Source organism: Halonatronomonas betaini (assembly GCF_015666175.1).
Taxonomy (GTDB): Bacteria; Bacillota; Halanaerobiia; order Halanaerobiales; family Halarsenatibacteraceae; genus Halonatronomonas; species Halonatronomonas betaini.
The window spans coordinates 209,093-226,904 of sequence record NZ_JADPIE010000005.1; the positions used below are offsets into that span (position 1 = coordinate 209,093).

Annotated in this window: 17 protein-coding genes and 1 riboswitch; all 17 genes read right to left on the minus strand. The window is 36.1% G+C overall.

Translation table 11 applies throughout. The annotated features are described in order from the left end of the window. Positions 1–17: 17 nt before the first annotated feature. Entirely contained in the window at positions 18–797 is a 780-nt protein-coding gene (gene cobS, locus I0Q91_RS10320; protein ID WP_270454442.1) for an adenosylcobinamide-GDP ribazoletransferase, read from the minus strand. Next, on the minus strand, positions 794–1,390 hold the full coding sequence (gene cobU / locus I0Q91_RS10325) for a bifunctional adenosylcobinamide kinase/adenosylcobinamide-phosphate guanylyltransferase (RefSeq protein WP_270454443.1): 597 nt from the start codon (positions 1,388–1,390) through the stop codon (positions 794–796). The genes cobS and cobU overlap by 4 nt, the downstream gene beginning before the upstream one ends. Next, positions 1,390–2,313, minus strand: coding sequence for an ABC transporter substrate-binding protein (locus I0Q91_RS10330; protein WP_270454444.1), 924 nt, complete (start codon positions 2,311–2,313; stop codon positions 1,390–1,392). Before I0Q91_RS10330 ends, cobU begins: the two co-directional genes overlap by 1 nt. Positions 2,314–2,331: 18 nt before the next feature. Then, complete coding sequence (locus I0Q91_RS10335; protein WP_270454445.1) at positions 2,332–3,090, minus strand: hypothetical protein; 759 nt, start codon at positions 3,088–3,090, stop codon at positions 2,332–2,334. Next, positions 3,074–3,565 (minus strand): ECF transporter S component, encoded by a 492-nt coding sequence (locus I0Q91_RS10340; protein WP_270454446.1) that lies wholly within the window; start codon positions 3,563–3,565, stop codon positions 3,074–3,076. The genes I0Q91_RS10335 and I0Q91_RS10340 overlap by 17 nt, the downstream gene beginning before the upstream one ends. A gap of 158 nt (positions 3,566–3,723) precedes the next feature. After that, a riboswitch (cobalamin riboswitch) is annotated at positions 3,724–3,862 on the minus strand. Positions 3,863–3,925: 63 nt separating this feature from the next. Further along, entirely contained in the window at positions 3,926–5,212 is a 1,287-nt protein-coding gene (locus I0Q91_RS10345) for an MFS transporter (RefSeq protein ID WP_270454447.1), read from the minus strand. Positions 5,213–5,367: 155 nt separating this feature from the next. Next, positions 5,368–6,111: an NAD(+) synthase gene (gene nadE / locus I0Q91_RS10350; protein ID WP_270454448.1), complete on the minus strand. Its 744-nt coding sequence runs from the start codon at positions 6,109–6,111 to the stop codon at positions 5,368–5,370. A 17-nt stretch (positions 6,112–6,128) separates the two neighbouring features. Then, positions 6,129–7,637, minus strand: a complete 1,509-nt coding sequence (locus tag I0Q91_RS10355; RefSeq protein ID WP_270454449.1) for a protein kinase domain-containing protein — start codon at positions 7,635–7,637, stop codon at positions 6,129–6,131. A 28-nt stretch (positions 7,638–7,665) separates the two neighbouring features. Further along, positions 7,666–9,336, minus strand: a complete 1,671-nt coding sequence (locus I0Q91_RS10360; protein ID WP_270454450.1) for a glycoside hydrolase family 13 protein — start codon at positions 9,334–9,336, stop codon at positions 7,666–7,668. Positions 9,337–9,351: 15 nt separating this feature from the next. After that, a complete protein-coding gene (locus I0Q91_RS10365) occupies positions 9,352–10,749 on the minus strand; it encodes a glucose-6-phosphate isomerase (RefSeq protein WP_270454451.1) in 1,398 nt (465 codons plus the stop codon). 16 nt (positions 10,750–10,765) lie between these two features. Next, entirely contained in the window at positions 10,766–11,701 is a 936-nt protein-coding gene (locus I0Q91_RS10370) for a pseudouridine-5'-phosphate glycosidase (RefSeq protein ID WP_270454452.1), read from the minus strand. A gap of 2 nt (positions 11,702–11,703) precedes the next feature. Next, a complete protein-coding gene (locus tag I0Q91_RS10375) occupies positions 11,704–12,663 on the minus strand; it encodes a carbohydrate kinase family protein (RefSeq protein WP_270454453.1) in 960 nt (319 codons plus the stop codon). A gap of 82 nt (positions 12,664–12,745) precedes the next feature. Continuing rightward, a complete protein-coding gene (locus I0Q91_RS10380; protein ID WP_270454454.1) occupies positions 12,746–13,096 on the minus strand; it encodes a class II SORL domain-containing protein in 351 nt (116 codons plus the stop codon). Positions 13,097–13,136: 40 nt separating this feature from the next. Beyond that, positions 13,137–13,691, minus strand: a complete 555-nt coding sequence (locus I0Q91_RS10385; RefSeq protein WP_270454455.1) for a rubrerythrin family protein — start codon at positions 13,689–13,691, stop codon at positions 13,137–13,139. A 113-nt stretch (positions 13,692–13,804) separates the two neighbouring features. Further along, a complete protein-coding gene (locus I0Q91_RS10390) occupies positions 13,805–16,210 on the minus strand; it encodes a glycoside hydrolase family 31 protein (protein ID WP_270454456.1) in 2,406 nt (801 codons plus the stop codon). Then, entirely contained in the window at positions 16,203–17,084 is an 882-nt protein-coding gene (locus tag I0Q91_RS10395) for a DUF4438 domain-containing protein (protein WP_270454457.1), read from the minus strand. The genes I0Q91_RS10390 and I0Q91_RS10395 overlap by 8 nt, the downstream gene beginning before the upstream one ends. A gap of 4 nt (positions 17,085–17,088) precedes the next feature. Then, positions 17,089–17,580, minus strand: a complete 492-nt coding sequence (locus I0Q91_RS10400; RefSeq protein ID WP_270454458.1) for a GAF domain-containing protein — start codon at positions 17,578–17,580, stop codon at positions 17,089–17,091. Between the last annotated feature and the right edge of the window lie 232 nt (positions 17,581–17,812).

Sequence of the window (17,812 nt, forward strand, 5' to 3'; positions counted from 1 at the left end):
AATTACCTCCATTTAGTCTAGGTATAATAAATTGTAAGAATAGTTAATAGGATAATTATTTCCCCAATCTCATTAATCATACCATAAATATCTCCAGTTAAACCATCGATCTTATTAATAGTATAGCTTGCTATATAAATTGTTATTAATACTGGTATTATTATTAAGGAAATTGCTAATCCTAATGAAATTATATCATAAAATAGATAAATTAAAATAATTAATGCTGGCAAAATTGAAGAAATCAAAAAATCTTTATTTGCAATTTTATAATCAAAACCTTCACCAAGGCTGCTCTTTTCAGCTCTGGGGAAGAATTTTATTGCAAAAATTACTAGCCATCTACTTAAAACCGGGAATATTATTAATGTTGAAATGAAATTTGTCTCCTGCAACTTATAAAAAAGAATGAACTTCACCAATAAGTAGATAACAGCTGTTACTGTTGCAAAGGAGCCATTCAGGCTATCTTTCATAATCTCTAATATTTCTTGCTTTGATCTATTACTAAATAATCCATCCACTGAATCCAATAAACCATCTAAATGAATTGCTCCAGTTAAGTAAATATAAAAACCTAAAAGTATAGGGGCTATTAAAATTGGGGGCCAGAATAAACTAAAAAGTCGATAAATTATAGCTAAAATCAGACCTAAGATAAGGCCTATAAATGTAAAGTATTTTATCGATATAGATGGAAGCCGGTTATGATAGTTAATTTTAAAGGGGACAGGTATCCTTGTTAAAAAGGTGATTGCAAAGAAAACCCCCTGGAGTTCCTGATTTAAGGATTTCATAAAGTCTCCCCTCCAGAGTAAAAATTTTCTGGTTTAATAATTTCATCATTAAATTTCTTTTTATCTAATTCAACAGGAATTCCTGCCACAGTAAAGAATGATTTATCAGCCTTTGCTGCCAGCCATTGATTCAACCAGCCTGCCTGATCCCTAAATTCTCTGCTTAATTTATTGCCAGGAACAATGCCCAGGCCTGTCTCATTTGCAACAAAAATTATTAAAGAATTTTTCCCATGCAAAAATTTTATCAAATTATTTAATTTATCTTTAATTGCTTGAAGTTCAAAGTCTTCTTGAGCCATCATATGGTTTGTAAGTAGCAATGTTATACAATCTAAAATGACCACAGATTCTTCAGGAATATCAGCAGATTTTATTGCCTGATATGGATTTAAATCTGCTTCAATAGTCATCCAATTTTCAGGGCGTTCTGCTTGATGCCTTTTGATTCTGGTCTCCATTTCTCCATCTTTAGCTGTAGCTGTGGCTAAATAAATAATCTGCCGGCTATATTTTTCCTCCTGGCCGGCAGCTATTTTTTCAGCTAAAGAGCTTTTTCCGCTCCTGGCTCCTCCTAAAATAAAGACAATCATTAAATATCCTCAAGTTCTTCCTGGATTTCAGGATAAATAGCTCCTGCTAAAGCTTTTAATCCATCTATTAGTCTAGGTGATGGACGGCTAACAAGATCCTGATCTATTATATGAACTCTATCTTCCTGAACTGCAGTTAATACCTGATAATTATCTCTATTTAAGATTTCTTCTTTAGATACTTGATGGTCAGCGCTATGGGGTGTCGAAATATAAACTTCTGGATCTAAATAAATTAGATCTTCTAAGCCGAATTGAGGCCAACCACTGCCGGCTTCAGCACCTATATTTTCTCCACCTGCTAAGGAAATCATATTATCTATAAAATTATCGCCACCAGCAGTTGTTAAAGGTTCATTCCAGATCTCATAAAAGACCTGAGGCCTCTCATCTCTATCTCCTATTAAATCAAGAATTGCATTCATTCTAGATTCCATCTCATTAACAACCTCTGTTGTTTCTTCGATATTTCCAGTTACCAGACCTAATCGATTCATTGCAGAAAAAGTATCCTGAACACTTGCTGGATAAAAACCTGCTACATTCATATCAAGTTCCTGTAAACGTTCAATAACTTCCATAGGATTAATACCATCAGCCACAATTAAATCTGGCTCTTTGCTAACGATTGCCTCTATATTTGGTTCTGTAATGCTCCCGATAGTATCAACTTCCATGGCTTCTTCTGGATAATCACAGTAAGTAGTTATGCCAACGACTCTATCACCAAGGCCAACAGCAAATAGCATCTCAGTTATATTTGGGGCGAGAGAGATAATTCTTTCAGGGGCTTCATCTAGCTCAACTTCATTGCCTAAATCATCTGTTATACCAACTGTTGCAGATTGAACAGCAGGGGGTATAAGTAAGGCAATTAATAATAAAATAGAACTTATTTTCATAATTCTACTAAATATTTTCATAATAAATACCTCCAATTATTAAATCAACTTTCCTAATTGAGTTATAGGAATTTTTAGCTCATTTTGATAATAATCAATTTCTCTATTTGAAACTAATAAAATCGCCGTTGCAGGTCCAGCTGACTTATTCTCAAGTTGGTTATTAAAAGATTTATATTCCAGCCCAGTTTTGTCCATTATAGCTTTAATTCTCATTAAAGCTCCTCCTGAGCCAATAGGCATTAAATTTTTAGTCGATTCATCTTCGACTAAGTTTTGAAATACCTCAGGGTTGATGATTTTATCTGAATTCCTTAAAACTTCTGCACCAACAACTGGTTTTCCAACAATAAATAAGTTATCTCCTTTATTTACCTGAAGCCAGTTAAGCCTATCCTCCGTTGATAAGCCAGTGGCCATAATAGAAACTGATGTCTGCTTTGATTTGAAATTATCCTCAGTGCTCCCGGTAATTTGATTTTTTATTTCTATTGACCATTCATCTAAAGCTTTTAAAATACCAGTTTTAACATCTTCATAATAACTATTTGATAGGGAGGTTGAAAAGGCAATTAATACAGGTCTACCACCAGTTACTAATATATCCAGCAGAGCAACTCTGGTTGTAAAATAAGCAATAGTTTCAACTTCGACGAAAAATTCATCTTCTTTGAGTATACCAATCCCTGAAGCAATATCAATACTGGTCAAAATATAGATATCATCAGGCTGGCCAGATACTTCTTTTTTATATAAACTTATATCAACTGGTAAAATGCCTCTATAATTCTCTGACATTTTCAAATCTCCTCTCTAATAAATTAACCATTAAAGTTGCCACTGATATGTTAAAGGCAGCTCCTATTGTTAAGACTGGTATCATGGCTAAAAAGAATTGTATACCTAATAGAGGAATTAAAAAGGCATTAATCACAAATCCATTTAAAATTATCCCGACTAAACCGGCAATCCAGTGATTATATTTCTGCCAGAAATAAGAATAAAATGGAGCTATTCCAGCCATCAATACTGCTATTATTAGATGGATAGGACCAAGAGGAAGACCTGATCTAACTGCTGTTAGAATATGACCCAGGCCTAAAACTAATGCCCCTGAACCTCCTCCTAATAAAATTGAAGCAATAAAACCTGGAGCTGAATCTAAAGCAACAGATCCTATAGGACCTGGCAGCATAATATAAGAGCCGATAGCTGAAAGGGCCACAAATAATGCAATTAATGTTAGCTTATTTAAAGGCAAATCCCTGTTCAAAACTACACCCCCTTCTGCCAGTGAATTTTCAACCTGCAGTCAGGGCTTCAAATAAAAAAACCTGACTATCTACATCTCCAGTAGTAGTCAGGGTATTATCAGCATAAATTTCTAGCTATCTTATACCATGACCTACAATCCTTGTTCCCGAAGTATGCAGGTTTTATCGATATCAGGCAGGTCTCCTGGCTCCTATCAGAAATGATAGTTACAGTGGCGGGCCCGCTCAGGTCTTTCACCTGATTCCCTATTCTCCTCTGAAAATAATCAAAGGCACCTAAATATCGCTTAATTATCTAATTATCTGGCTTAATATCAATATTCTCTGTTTATTCTTAATCTCCTGCAAATATAAATATTTTATTTTAATGAAGAATACCGCCAGGAGATTTTATCACTCTGTTTCATATTAAATCCAATTTCTAGTTTCTTAAAAGTCTTACCTAATTCATAATTTTTTAAGATTATAAATGGAATCAAACCAGAGGCCATTAAAAGAAGAGCTATAATAAATATATTATTAAATGAAAGGTGATTTATTAATAAGCCACCTATAATTGGACCTATTAAGCCTCTTAAACCCAGGCCTGTTAAATAGATACCACTATAGACTGCAGATTTTCCTTTTCCTAATTTAATAATCTGGTTTAACCAGCCAACCTCCAGTGCTGAACCAGCAGCACCTGCTGTCATTGAAGCTATAGGTAAAATATAAAAGATTGGATCCATAAAGTATATAACTGGTGATATTAAAAATAATATAATTGCAGACTTAATAACGATAAGTGGGTTCTTTCTATCATTTAAACTTCCCCAGAAAGGGGCAGATATAAACCAGCCAATCATCCAGAATACTGATAGTTGTCCAATCTGGAAGTTATTCAAACCCATTTTATTTACCTGATATAATGGATAAATAGGCACAAGCAGCATATTTCCAAGATCGAAAATAAAAAATCCTAGCATAGTCAGCCTGAATAATTTATCTGTTTTTAATATATTAGCTGTTTCTTTTATAGAAAACTTTCTTTTTTTCAGTGCCTTATCAGTAATTTCAACAGGATCTTTAACTTTTCTAATAATATATGAAGCTACCATGCCTGATATGCCGGCAATAATAAATAAGCGTCCATGGCCATAATGATCAATCATTAAACCGGCACCATAAGTCACTGCAACTCTGCAAATACCAATAATAAATTGTATCAGCCCCATTAAGCGGCCTCTTTCTCTAGCAGGATAAATATTTTGCATTAATGCAGTAAATGCCGGCCAGCCTGCTGCTGTAATTGCAAAATGCAAGATAAGCATAATAGCAAAGACTGTTGAATTTGTAACTAATCCTAGGGCTATTAGTAACATTCTAGAAATAAATCCACTATAGAAAACAAATTTTCTTTTAGATTTATTTTCACTACTATGACCCCAGTATACTGCAAATATATGCCCCATAAAAGGAGAGGCTGTTAAAAGAGCCAATAGAAGGCCATCTATTCCTAACCGTACTGCTGTAGCAGGAAAAAATGGATACAATACCCCTGCATAGAGTGCAAAAAATACAGATGCTGTAGCATCAATCTTAAAATTATATTGTGTTGTTTTGTCCAGATTATTTAATAACTTCATTTTAGGTACTACCAAGTTCATTCTCATCACTTCCCTGACATTGAATTATCAGTTTCAAATTTTACATATATAAACCGGCTCTTTTCTAGAGCCGGTGGTTAAATCCAATATATAAAATAACAAACTCATATTAATATAACGCAGTTAATAATCTTTGTCAAGGATTATATCTAAATTTACTTAAAAACTTTTCTTTCCGGGATAGGAGGCATATTCAATTTATGTCTGGCCGAATCTCTCAACTCTTCAATTCTTTCTTTATCTGATTCCTTTACATCTTCTCCAAGTATATATTTATCAAGAATTTCATAGCTAACTCCCATCTCTTCTTCATCTGTCTGCTCAGTCCAGAGCCCTGCAGATGGCTTCCTTTCTATAATCTTATCAGGTATATCTAAATATCTTGCTAACTCTCTAACCTCTGTCTTTACAAGTCTCCCCAGTGGAGCAAGATCTATGCCTCCATCACCAAATTTAGTAAAGTAACCTGTAAATAATTCGCTCCAATTATCAGTTCCTATTACTAAATAGTTTTTTCTGGCTGCCAGGTAATACAGGGAAATCATTCTTAGCCTGGGTTTAATATTAGCTTCAGCTAATTTATCTTCTCCTGGCATTAGAGATTTAAGGTCTTCTAATAAAAGATCATAATGCTTTGACAGATCCAATTCATCATAGTCGATATTTAAGGTATCTGCAACTAAAATTGCATCTTCTCTATCTTCTCCATTGCTATGGCAGGGCATTATCAACCCAAAAGTCTCAATATCAGCAGCTCTTTTTAGGAGAGCTGCTGTTACAGCTGAATCAATTCCTCCACTAAGTCCAACAATCCCTCCTGACTTATTGGCCCCTTTAATCTTTTCTGTAAGCCAATCAGTCAAATAATCTGTAACCTCTTTATAATCTAAATCAGACATAAAACTCTCCTTCCATTTTAAATACCTTGAAATTCTCCTCTAATAATATCTTCTAAAAAGCCTCTTATTCCTGTTATCTGCCAGCGGTCATTAATTCTATTAAGCCTCAGGTAATCCTTGGCCTGCCAGTCAACTCTTCCATTTTCTGAATTTATGAAAAATATATAATTTGCTTCAATTATAATTTCATCATTTTCCTGAAGATAATTAATCTCAAGCGAATTAACGCCAAAAATTGCACTATCTTCTTCATTATCTGGTATATCCAGCTCTTCTTCTACTGAAGGAAGTTCATCCTCAACCATTTCTTCTGGAGCTTCTAATTCAGGCTCAACTTCTAAATCAGCATCCTCATCAATTGAAATTTCAACATCCTCACCATTTTCAATTTCTGACTCTTCAGTTGGAGCCTGCATTTCATAGAATTGCCTGACTGTTTCCAATACATGGGTTTCAGTAACCATCCGTCTTAATTGTCCTAAATCTATAGAATTTGTATCATCCAGCATTGTTACATTCTTTTCATCTATAGCCTGATAGAAATATTCAACAACTTCATGGGGCTGATGAGCAGAAGTTACAATATCATCAGTGCCTGCAGTAAAGAACATCGCAAAAAAACCAACAACTAGTATTGAGATTAAAGCCAGGACCTGCCAGCGTTGTTTGAAGTTATAAATTATACTCTGTTTTAGTTGAAATCTCTGCTGTTTTTTCTGATTATTTTTTATTTTAGCTTCTTTAATATTATTTTCTACAATATTATTTAATTTTATTCTGTTTATTTCTTCAAGCAAAAAAGCCATGTCAGGTCTTTTATCAGAATCAGGTTTTAAACAACTATTTATTAATGAACTTAATTCTTCTGAAAGTTCAGATCTTATAATAGCAGGAGAAAGTCGACGGCCTCCAAGAATTCTATCTAAAGTATCAGTCTGGTCCCGACCTCCAAATGGATTTTCACCAGTAACCAGCAAATAAATGATTACTCCAAGACTAAAAACCATAGCCTTTTCATTTTTACTATCAGATTCATTATTTATATCTTCAGGTGGCCTGTATGAGTTAGTATCAATAAATCTTTCTTTTAAATTATACTTGGTTATAATTTCTTCAAAGGGCTTAGGTATCAACTTTATATTATCATTTTGATCAAGCCTTAAATTTTCAATAGTTAGAATATGCCAGTCTTTATTCCAGGGTTCTGTTTCAGTAAGTGCAGTTAATAAATCTTCCCACCAGTCAAGAACCTTTGATAATTCCATGCCACCAGGTTCAGGCTCTAACTTTTTTGTCCAGGCAGGAGATTCTGTAATTAAATAATAACTATTATCTCGCCTTTGAAAGTCAATAAAATCAACCAATACACCATGACTATCAGTTGACCAGCGTTTTGAAGATTCTGCTAGCTGTTTATTAATATTTCTTATCAGTCTTGACTTAGGCTTTCTCTCCGTAAATAATTCAAGACCATATAATTCATCAGTTTCAAACTTTTTAAAGTCTGTAGCTTTATCTATTGACATACTGATAGCCTCCTGAATAAATCAAAAATTAATTTGACTGTCTATAAATTCTTGCTTCATAGGGTTTTAAATCTGGCAGAGAATTATCTGGATGTTCTTTTTCCTCAAAATAATTGCCATTAACATAACTTAAAATAGAGCAAAAGGAATCAGCTAAAAAACTCTGTTCTTTATTAGAGAAGTTCAATAAAACTAAATAACTAACCCCATCAAGCCTCCTCCAATAAGCAAAAATTTCCTCATCATCAGCAGCAATCTGTTCAAAAGAACCGGATATTAATGCCTGGTTGTTTCTTCTAAACTCTATTAAAGCTCTATAATAATTTAAAATAGAATCTTCGTCATCCCTCTGCTGACTTAAATTTATAGCTTGATAATTAGGATTAACCTTTATCCAGGGCTTACCCTCTGAAAAGCCGGCATTTAATTCCTTTGACCATTGTACAGGAGTTCTGGCATTGTCTCTACCTATTTCAGAAATCCTTTTTAAGGCTGCTTTTTCCTTATTTTCTTTTGCTTTGCTTTTATAATAATTAATAGATTCAATATCTCTTAATTCATTAAAATCTTGAAAATTATAGTTTGTCATCCCTATCTCTTCGCCCTGATAAACAAAGGGAGTAGCAGGTAATGTTAAAAGCATAGTAGCCAGCATTGTGGCAGACTGATAATGGTAATTCTCATCGTCTCCAAAACGGCTTACTGCTCTGGGCTGGTCATGGTTATTTAGATAAAAAGCATTCCAGCCTTCCGGCCTTATCTCTTTATCCCAGTTATCAATTATATTTTTAAATTCTACCAGATCAAATTCCGCTTTATCCCACTTCCCATCTCCATGATCAACAGACATATGCTCAAAATGAATAAGCATATCAAGGGGATGGTTCTCAGAACTAATAAAGGTTTTAGCCTGACTGGCATCTGTTGCTATTGTTTCGCCAATAGTAACCATATCATAATGGCGAAAAACTTCATTGTTCATCTCTGCCAGATAGTCATCCAATCTATCACCATTACTGAAATAAGGAACTCCATTACCATACTTTTGGCCATCTTTAATCTGACCATCTGGATACCCATCTGCTTTATCCAAAAGATTAATAACATCAAGCCGAAAACCATCAACACCTCTATCAAGCCAGTGCCTCATCATCTTATAAATTTCCTGCCTGACTTCAGGATTTTCCCAGTTTAAATCAGGCTGCTTTTTATGGAATAAATGGAGATAATATTCCTGGCGGATTTCATCCCAGGTCCAGGCAGGCCCTCCAAAAAACGAGCCCCAATTAGATGGCAACTCTCCATTATTGCCAGGTTGCCAGTGATAGAAATCACCATATGGCCCGGCTGGATCTTTTCTTGATTTTTGAAACCACTCATGTTCATCAGATGTATGATTAACAACCATATCTAAAATCAGTCTAATATCTCTACGATGAAGTTCTATTAATAATTCCTCAAAATCCTGATCAGAACCGAATTCAGGCCTTATTTTATAATAATCACTAATATCATAGCCATTATCAGCATCAGGAGACTCATAGATCGGGCTGATCCAGAGCATATCTATCCCTAGATAATCTAAATAATCCAGACGTGATATTATACCAGGAATATCACCTATTCCATCTCCATTTGAGTCCTGAAAACTCTTTGGATATATCTGATAAATAATACCATCTTTCCACCAATTAGACATTTAGAATGCACTCCTTTATATGATCAAATCAGAATCTGGCTCAGGTCTATCTGCAAATTCTTTAGCTTTATCCTCATAATTTTCTCTACCGAGAATACCATAGGTATAATGCTTGCCTAATTCAACACCTGGCTGGTTATAGGCATTGATGTTCATTAATTCGCCAACAAAAGCAGTCTCCAGCTCCAGCATATAAATAAACTGGCCGACTGTATGCTCGTTTAATTCCGGGAATATAATCGTATTGTTCATTCTATTTCTTTTTGTTAAAGCAAGTTCAGTAGCCTGTTTCTCAGTATTAATCAGCTTTTCAAGGCTATGGCCTCCTAAATAATTGACACCATCTAAATCCTGATATTCCTCAGGGATCTCAATATCCTGTTTATGATTTTCAACTTCTAAAAAAGTAATTAACTTATCAAAGGGACCTTCCATATAAAGTTGTGCCTGGGAGTGCTGATCAGTAGCACCTAGAGCCTTAACAGGTGTTGGCCCAACATTAACAGTATTGCCCTCCCGGTCAACTTCTTTACCCAGTGATTCAGCCCATAGCTGCCTGTACCAGTCAGCAAAATCCTTTAAACCATGGTTATAGGGCATCATAACTGAGATAGTCTTCCCCTTTTTATAGGCAAGCAGTTGCAAAATGCCATGCATATAAGCAGGGTTATTCCAGATATCAGCTGTGGCTGTTCTCTCTTTCATGGCTCTGGCCCCGGCTAATAGTTTTTCGATATCAATTCCAGCAAAGGCCGCTGAGACAAGGCCAACTGGAGTTAATACAGAGAACCTACCCCCGACATTGTCAGGGATATAGAATTTAGGCATACCTTCCCTTTCAGCTATTTCAATTAAAAAGCCAGAATCCTTACTGGTTGTTGCCAGGAAATGATCCTTAATAGCATCCTCACCTAATTCTGCTGCTACCTGGCCTCTGGCAATTAAGAACTGACTCATAGTTTCGGCAGTACTTCCAGATTTAGAGATCACATTAAATAAAGTCCTGCTTAAATCAAGAGTTTCCAGCAGGCTCTTAAACCTATCAGGATCGACATTATCAGGAAAAAATACTCTGGGGTGCTCTCCTCTGTAATCTGCATTAAGATTGTAATAAGGGTTATTTAGAGCTGTCTGCAGGGCAATATTACCTAAAGCAGAACCGCCAATACCTAATACAACAAAGTTATCGTATTTATCAAGATTATTATCTACAAATTCATTAATTTCTTTAACGATTTCAGCCTGGCTATCCGGCAGTTCCATAAAGCCAGGATTTGAATCAGTTATCTTTTCATGGGCAGCTTCAGCAGCTAGCTTTAAATTTTCAATTTCTTTAAAGCTAATACCATGTTCTTTACCTAATTTATCAGCCATCATATTATTATAATCTAACTTAATTTCATTATTACTCATTTTATTCAGCTCCTCTTTATAATTGATAACCTGCAGCTAAAAACTGTTTATGGGCAAGAGCTACCTCTGCTCCTAATCTGGCATTATTTTTTACCAGTGATATATTGGCTTCCAGACTTCTTCCTTCAGTAATCTCTTTTATTCTATCCAGTAAAAAAGGAGTAATATCTTTACCAGAAATCCCTTTATCTTCAGCCTCTTTTACAGCTCTAATAATTTCTGGATTAATCTCATCAGCTGGGATTTCATCTTTTTCAGGTATTGGATTGGTTACCAGAATACCATTATCTATCTCCAGTGATTCCTGGGCTGCAACTAATTTAGCAATATCCCTTGCTGTATCAAGGCGAATTGGCGCTTTTATTCCGCTGATCCTGGAATAAAATGCCGGAATTTCATCAGTTCTATATGCAATTACTGGAACACCTTCAGTTTCGAGTTTTTCATAGGTTAGTGGAAGATCCAGAATCGCTTTAGCACCTGCAGCTATAACAGTTACTGGCGTTCTTCCTAATTCAGAAATATCGGCAGATATATCAAAGGTATTATTGCCACCTCGATGAACTCCCCCAATCCCGCCTGTTACAAAAAACTTAATTCCAGCTCTTGCTGCAATAGCCATCGTTCCAGCGACAGTCGTTGCACCATATTTACCCATAGATGTAACCCAGGCCAGATCCCTTCTGCTGACCTTTTTAACCTCCTGATCAGTTTCAGCCAACTCCTTAATCTCATCTCTACTTAATCCTACTTTTATTTTACCATCAATTATTGCAATTGTGGCCGGTTCAGCACCAATTTCTCTTATAATTTCTTCAATCTCTAAAGCAGTTTCAACATTCTCCGGATAGGGCATCCCATGGGTAATGATTGTTGATTCTAAAGCCACAACCGGTTTATGTTGATATTTCGATTCCTCTATTCTTGGAGCAATTTTAATTAATTCAGACATAATTATAATACACCTCTTTCCTTTAGCCTCTCTAAACTATCTTTTCTAACTGTGTCATCAGCAATAATATTTATACTCGCCATTTCCTGACCTATTCTAACTGATTCTCTGATAGATTTTGATCGACTTAAACCATAAATAATACCAGCATTTAAAGCATCACCGGCACCAGTAGTCTCTATTATTTTATCACTTAAATCGACCGCAGATTCCCAGAAGTTTTGCTCAGGGCCTGAATATATAATCCCTTCTGCCCCTAATGTGATTATTAATTCAGTTTTAGAGCTAACTCTCTTTCGATTATTATCTATTAAGTCTAATAGCTCTCTATTTTCATTCTTTGAAATCAATAATTCTGTCTCTGAAGAATCTATATCATATAAATAGCAAAATTCCATTAAGTTTGGAGTTATAATATCAATCTCATCCAATCTATTTTTAATCTTACTGGATTTCTCAATTGATACAGGGTCTATAATTATTTTACCAGAAAAATTTCTATTAAGCATCCAGGAAATAATATCTCTATTTAAGTTAGTATCAATAAATATCCAGTCTGCCTGTTCTAAAACTTTCAGGTTTTTCTTTAAATAATCTCTATCAATTCCATTAATAATCTCCATAGAATTTACAGCACCAACCAGTTCACCTTTTTGGTCGATAACAGCAAGGTATGTTCCAGTTGAATAAACCTCCATTGTTCTTATATATTCAAGATTAACTCCACATTTTCCTGTATCAGAAATTAATTTTTCTCCTCTATAATCATTACCTATTGCCGATAATAATGTTACCTGACAGCCTAAGTTCCCCAGGTTAGCGGCGACATTTCTTCCAACTCCACCTGAGCTCTCTTTTATTATACCACTATTTGAACTGCCATGTTGAAAAGTATTTGCAGAATAGCCCTTAATATCGATATTTGCACCACCTACAACTACAATCTTTGGGTCGTTTAACATAAATCTCCACTCCTTACAATTAAGTTCAAGCTATAAAACCCCCGGTAAACACCGGGGGTCAGTTATATTCTATTAATATATATTACTCTACAGTAATTTCCTTACTGGCTTCCCACTGTCCATGAAGATTGCAGCTTTCAAAAGCTCTTAAAGTACAGGACTCTTCCAATTTAATCTGTAAGGTAGCTTCTGCTTTAACTTCAGGAGTGAAGTCTACTCTGGCAAGCTGGAAATATTCAGCATAAAGTTCAACATACTGAATGAAATGACCTTCTTCCATTGGATGATCAATCTCATTACCCATTTGAACAGTGACTTCAAAAAGTTCTCCTTTTTTTACTTTGTCCGGGGCGATAATGTGAGGAACATGCTTCTTTTCAAGAGCAGTCTTATCATCATGATTGACAAGTGTTTTAATTTCATATTTAGACATTTAATATAACCCCCTAATAATTTATGTTTAAGAAAATATTTTAAGCAAAAGTCTCAAATACCTCATCAGGTTCTCCACAAATCGGACAGTAATCTGGCATTTCGTCCTTTATAGTGTAGCCACAGACACTGCAGACATTAACTTCTTCTAACTCAATGTCATTGCCTTCCTCAACAGAATCCTTTGCCTCATTAAACAACTTTGAATGAGCTTTTTCAGCCTCCAAAGCATAATGAAAAGTTTTAATGGCATCATTTTCTTTCTGATTTTTAGCAACTATTGAATACGCTGGATACATCTGCTCAATCTCATGATCTTCACCGGCAATAGCGCCTTCAAGATTCTCAACAGTATCACCATATCCAAAAACGGCACCTGAAGCTACTAAATGATCACCTTTAACATTTTCTAAAGCCTTAAAATGGTTGGCTGCATGAACCTGCTCGGCATAAGCAATAGCCTCAAACAGGACACCAACATTTGGAAAACCATCCTCTTCAGCTTTTTCTCCCCAGACCATGTATCTCTGGTAAGCCTGGCTTTCTCCACCATAAGCTGATCTCAGATTTTCTGCGGTCATGTCATTCTCGACCATAAACATCACTCCTTTTCTCTCTGTGGCATTATTTTAAAGGAAATACAAATATTTAAAGTCCTACTCCTTTTAATAATATCACTAGTAATAATTTTTGTCAAGCAATTAACAACTTAAAGTGAATTAATTAGCATAGACCCTTCTTCTTGATATGGCAGGGATATTAATAAATCATCACCCTGGTAAAAGTAGTCCTCATCTCTGATATCTTCTCCATTAAAGGTGATTTCTACACTTTCAGAATCCAGATTTAAAATTCTAATCTGAAGATTGTCAAGCTCAGACTCAAAGCCAGTCTTCTTATTGTTAAATTCTAACCTGAGTCCATTACCCTCTGCAGAAACTTTATATTCTATTAGATTATAATTATCCTGCTGATATTCAAAGCTGAAACCATCATCTTCATAGATATTACCCTCAAATTCAAAACCATCCTCATCAAGAACAATATTTAGGGTTAAATCACTAAAACTTCCATCTACATACTGAACAGGCTCCATAGTCATATAAGAGCTGCCTGCTTTTATAAATAAAGGCAATCTATCAAGCTCGGCCTGATAAAGATAAGACCTGCCACCTTCATAGATTTCTCCAGTCCAGAAATCATACCAGTTCCCTTCTGGAAAATAGACCAATCTTTCAGCTCGATCAGGCCTCATAACAGGAGCCAACATAATATTTTCTCCAACTAAAACCTGATCGCTTATATTATAAGTCTTTTCATCATCCTGATGATGGAAAAATAATGGCCTCCAGACAGGTAAGCCTGACTGGCTCTGTTCATAGAATAGCTTATAAATTTGAGGTAAGAAATGGTATCTTAATTCAATATATTCTCTGATAATACTGGTATAAGGTTCACCAAAAGCCCAGGGTTCCTGGTCCTTTGAACCTACTGTTGTATGATTACGGAAGAAAGGCATAAAAGCCCCTAATTGATACCAGCGAGTCAGTAATTCACCTGAGGTATCTCCAGTAAAACCACCAACATCACAGCCAGCAAAACCAAGTCCACTAATCCCCATATTTGTAATCATCGGAATCGATAGCTCAATATGTTCCCAGAAACTCCTATTATCACCGGTCCAGACAGCTGAATAACGCTGACTCCCGGCAAAAGCTGCCCTGCTTAAAACAAAGGGCCGCTCATTAAGAAATTTCTCAAGGGCCTGATTTGTTGCCATAGCCTCAAAAAATCCATAGAGATTATGAAACCTTTTATGGGGCCCTGGATCGCCATCATTTTTATGCTCAATCATCTCATCCATGGTAGCAGTCTCATTAAAAACTGCTGGCTCATTCATATCATTCCAGAAACCCTTTACCCCCTGTTCTATCATCTCTTCATGCAGGTCTCGCCACCAATCTCTGACGACAGTTTCAGTAAAATCAGGAAAAACACTTTCTCCTGGCCAGACATCTCCAGAATAAAGTTTGCCATCAAGATAGCGGCAGAAAAAGTCGTTGATCTGACCTGAACGATAAACCTCATATTCTGGATCTTTTTTTACTCCAGGATCAACTATATTTACAAGTTTAAAGCCGGCATCCTCAAGATCAGTTAACATACTTTCAGGATCTGGAAACTTATCTTCATCCCAGGTGAAAACCCGATAGTCATCCATATAATGGATATCAAGATGGATTACATCACAGGGAATCTCCTCTTCCCTAAAGCGATTGGCCAGTTCATAGACTCTTTCTTCAGGATAATAACTATACCTGGATTGATGATGTCCTAATGACCATAGCGGTGGCAGAGGAGTTCTGCCAGTCAGCCAGGTATATTTTTTGACCACATCTTTAACTTCATCAGCAGCAATAAAATAATAATCTATCCTGCCGCCAGCAGCCTGAATCGAAAGAATCTCATCCTGATCTGCCCCAAGATCAAATTCTGTCCGATAACTATTGTCAAAATATAGCCCGAAACTCAACTGACCATCAAGAGAGAGATAGAATGGCACAGAGATATAAAGAGGATCTGTCGATGGGACATGGGCATCAAAGGTATCGGTATTCCACATCTCATAGCTTTTACCTCTCTTATCTAAAAAGCCTGTCTTCTCTCCAAGTCCATAAATTCTTTCATTGGACTTTAAAACCTTATTAATCTCAACCTCTCCCCGGTTAAAGCCATAGGCCTGGCCAGGAAAGTCGGCCTGTAATAAATTTTCATCCTTATCAAAGAAAAGAAGCCCAAAAGGATCCAGTTGAACCCTGACTTCTAATTCAGGTCCTGAAACTCGAACCTGCTCTTCTCGATAAAAATAATTTAGCTCAACCTCATCAAAGTCAGCAATTACTGCCGGTGTAGAAGGTTCGTCATCAAGCTCATCCCGCTCATCAATCAAGACTCTGACCAGCCCTGGCCGGTACCAGATTAGTTCAATCTCTTTATCGGCAAAATATATACTCAACCCGGTTGGGTTTTCTCTAACTGATTCAGGGTTTGCAAGAAACTTAAATACCTTTTCTTCATCTAACTGATCTCTATCTTTAATTGCCTCACTATTCATTCTTCAATGACTCCATATATTTAGAAATATTGGCCTCAGGATCAATAGCAGGTACAAGTTTAGATTCCTTTGAAGTTAAAATAGTTGTCACGCCAGGACCATGACCCATCTTGATACAGTCACTATGGACTACAACTCCAATACTGCCAGCACCGGTAATATATTCCCTGCCATAGGTATTATCGCAATTTGATAGATAGACTAGATCACCTAATTTTAACTGGTCTATTCCATACTCTTCCATGATATCTTTATCGCCAGTTGTGATATCATAATCACCCATGGCTACAGTTGAAGCACCAATACCTGATCCCATGATATGCCCTGGAATCTCAGCTGCTACTGGTACAGTCAATTTGCCATCGTCCTCTTCAATTCCCAATTTCTCAAGCAATTCAGGGGCAATATTAAAAACCTTAATTTCAGGATAATCCTTGAGTTCAAGGCCCTGACCGGCAGCTTTAACTAAAATATCATCACCGACTTTCATCTCTTCCATATCATCCTGATCAAAATCTATTATAACATGATTAATACCGCCATGAAGCCCGGTAACATAGCCCTCTGCCCCCTGGGCTTCGCCACTGACAACCCTAGCTTTATTGCCAATACAGGCCAGTAAACCCAGTCCATAATTATCAGTAGAACGGGACTTATCGCTTATCTTCATACTAACACCAGGCTCAATATGGTCACCAGCCCAGCCAAATGCAGGATCTCCAACCCTTACATTATATGATATACCACCGGTTCCAGGAATATTATGGCCTTTACCTTCTCTATCCATTCTATAGGGCAGTCTGCCTGCTCCAGGGTGGGAAATGCTCCCCTGTACCGACTGAACAACAATTCTATCTTTATTAGTATTTAACATCTAATTATCGCCTCTCTCTTTCTAATAATGGTGTAAAATCAGTCTCTTCAATTAATATCTTAACTGCTTTTTCAAGATAATCCTGATCTTCTCTGTTAAACCTGGCCTCAGCCGGGCTATCAATGTCTAAAACTCCAATAATTGTTCCCTCAATCTCTAGAGGAATAACAAGTTCTGATTTTGAAGCCGGATCACAGGCTATATGGCCATCAAAATCATGGACATTTTCAACCAGCTGAGTCTTCCTCTTAGCAACCGCAGTTCCGCAGACCCCATTACCAACCTTGATTCTCACACAGGCCGGTTGGCCCTGAAAAGGCCCGAGTACCATCTCTTCTTCACTATCCATAAGATAAAAACCTACCCAGTTTAACTTAGGGACGAGATTATAAATCAGCGAAGCAGTATTGGCCAGATTAGCAAGCCAATCTCTCTCATCTTTTAATAAAGATTTCAACTGCTTTAAAAAATCTGAATAATATTCTTCTCTTATCATCTTTTCACCCCTAACATATTATTTCATCATCAACACTTCTTTTTATATTTTACCACAAAAAAGAGACCAATCAAAATCACTCAAGTATGTAAAATAACTATAATTTTCAAACTGGACCTGACGTTTACCCGACGGTTACCAAGTAGTATCTCTTAACAAATTTCACAAAGTATTTGCTGCCCTCCTGAAGAAAAATTTTAAAGTTATTTCTCCTGAAAGGCAGCAATTAAAA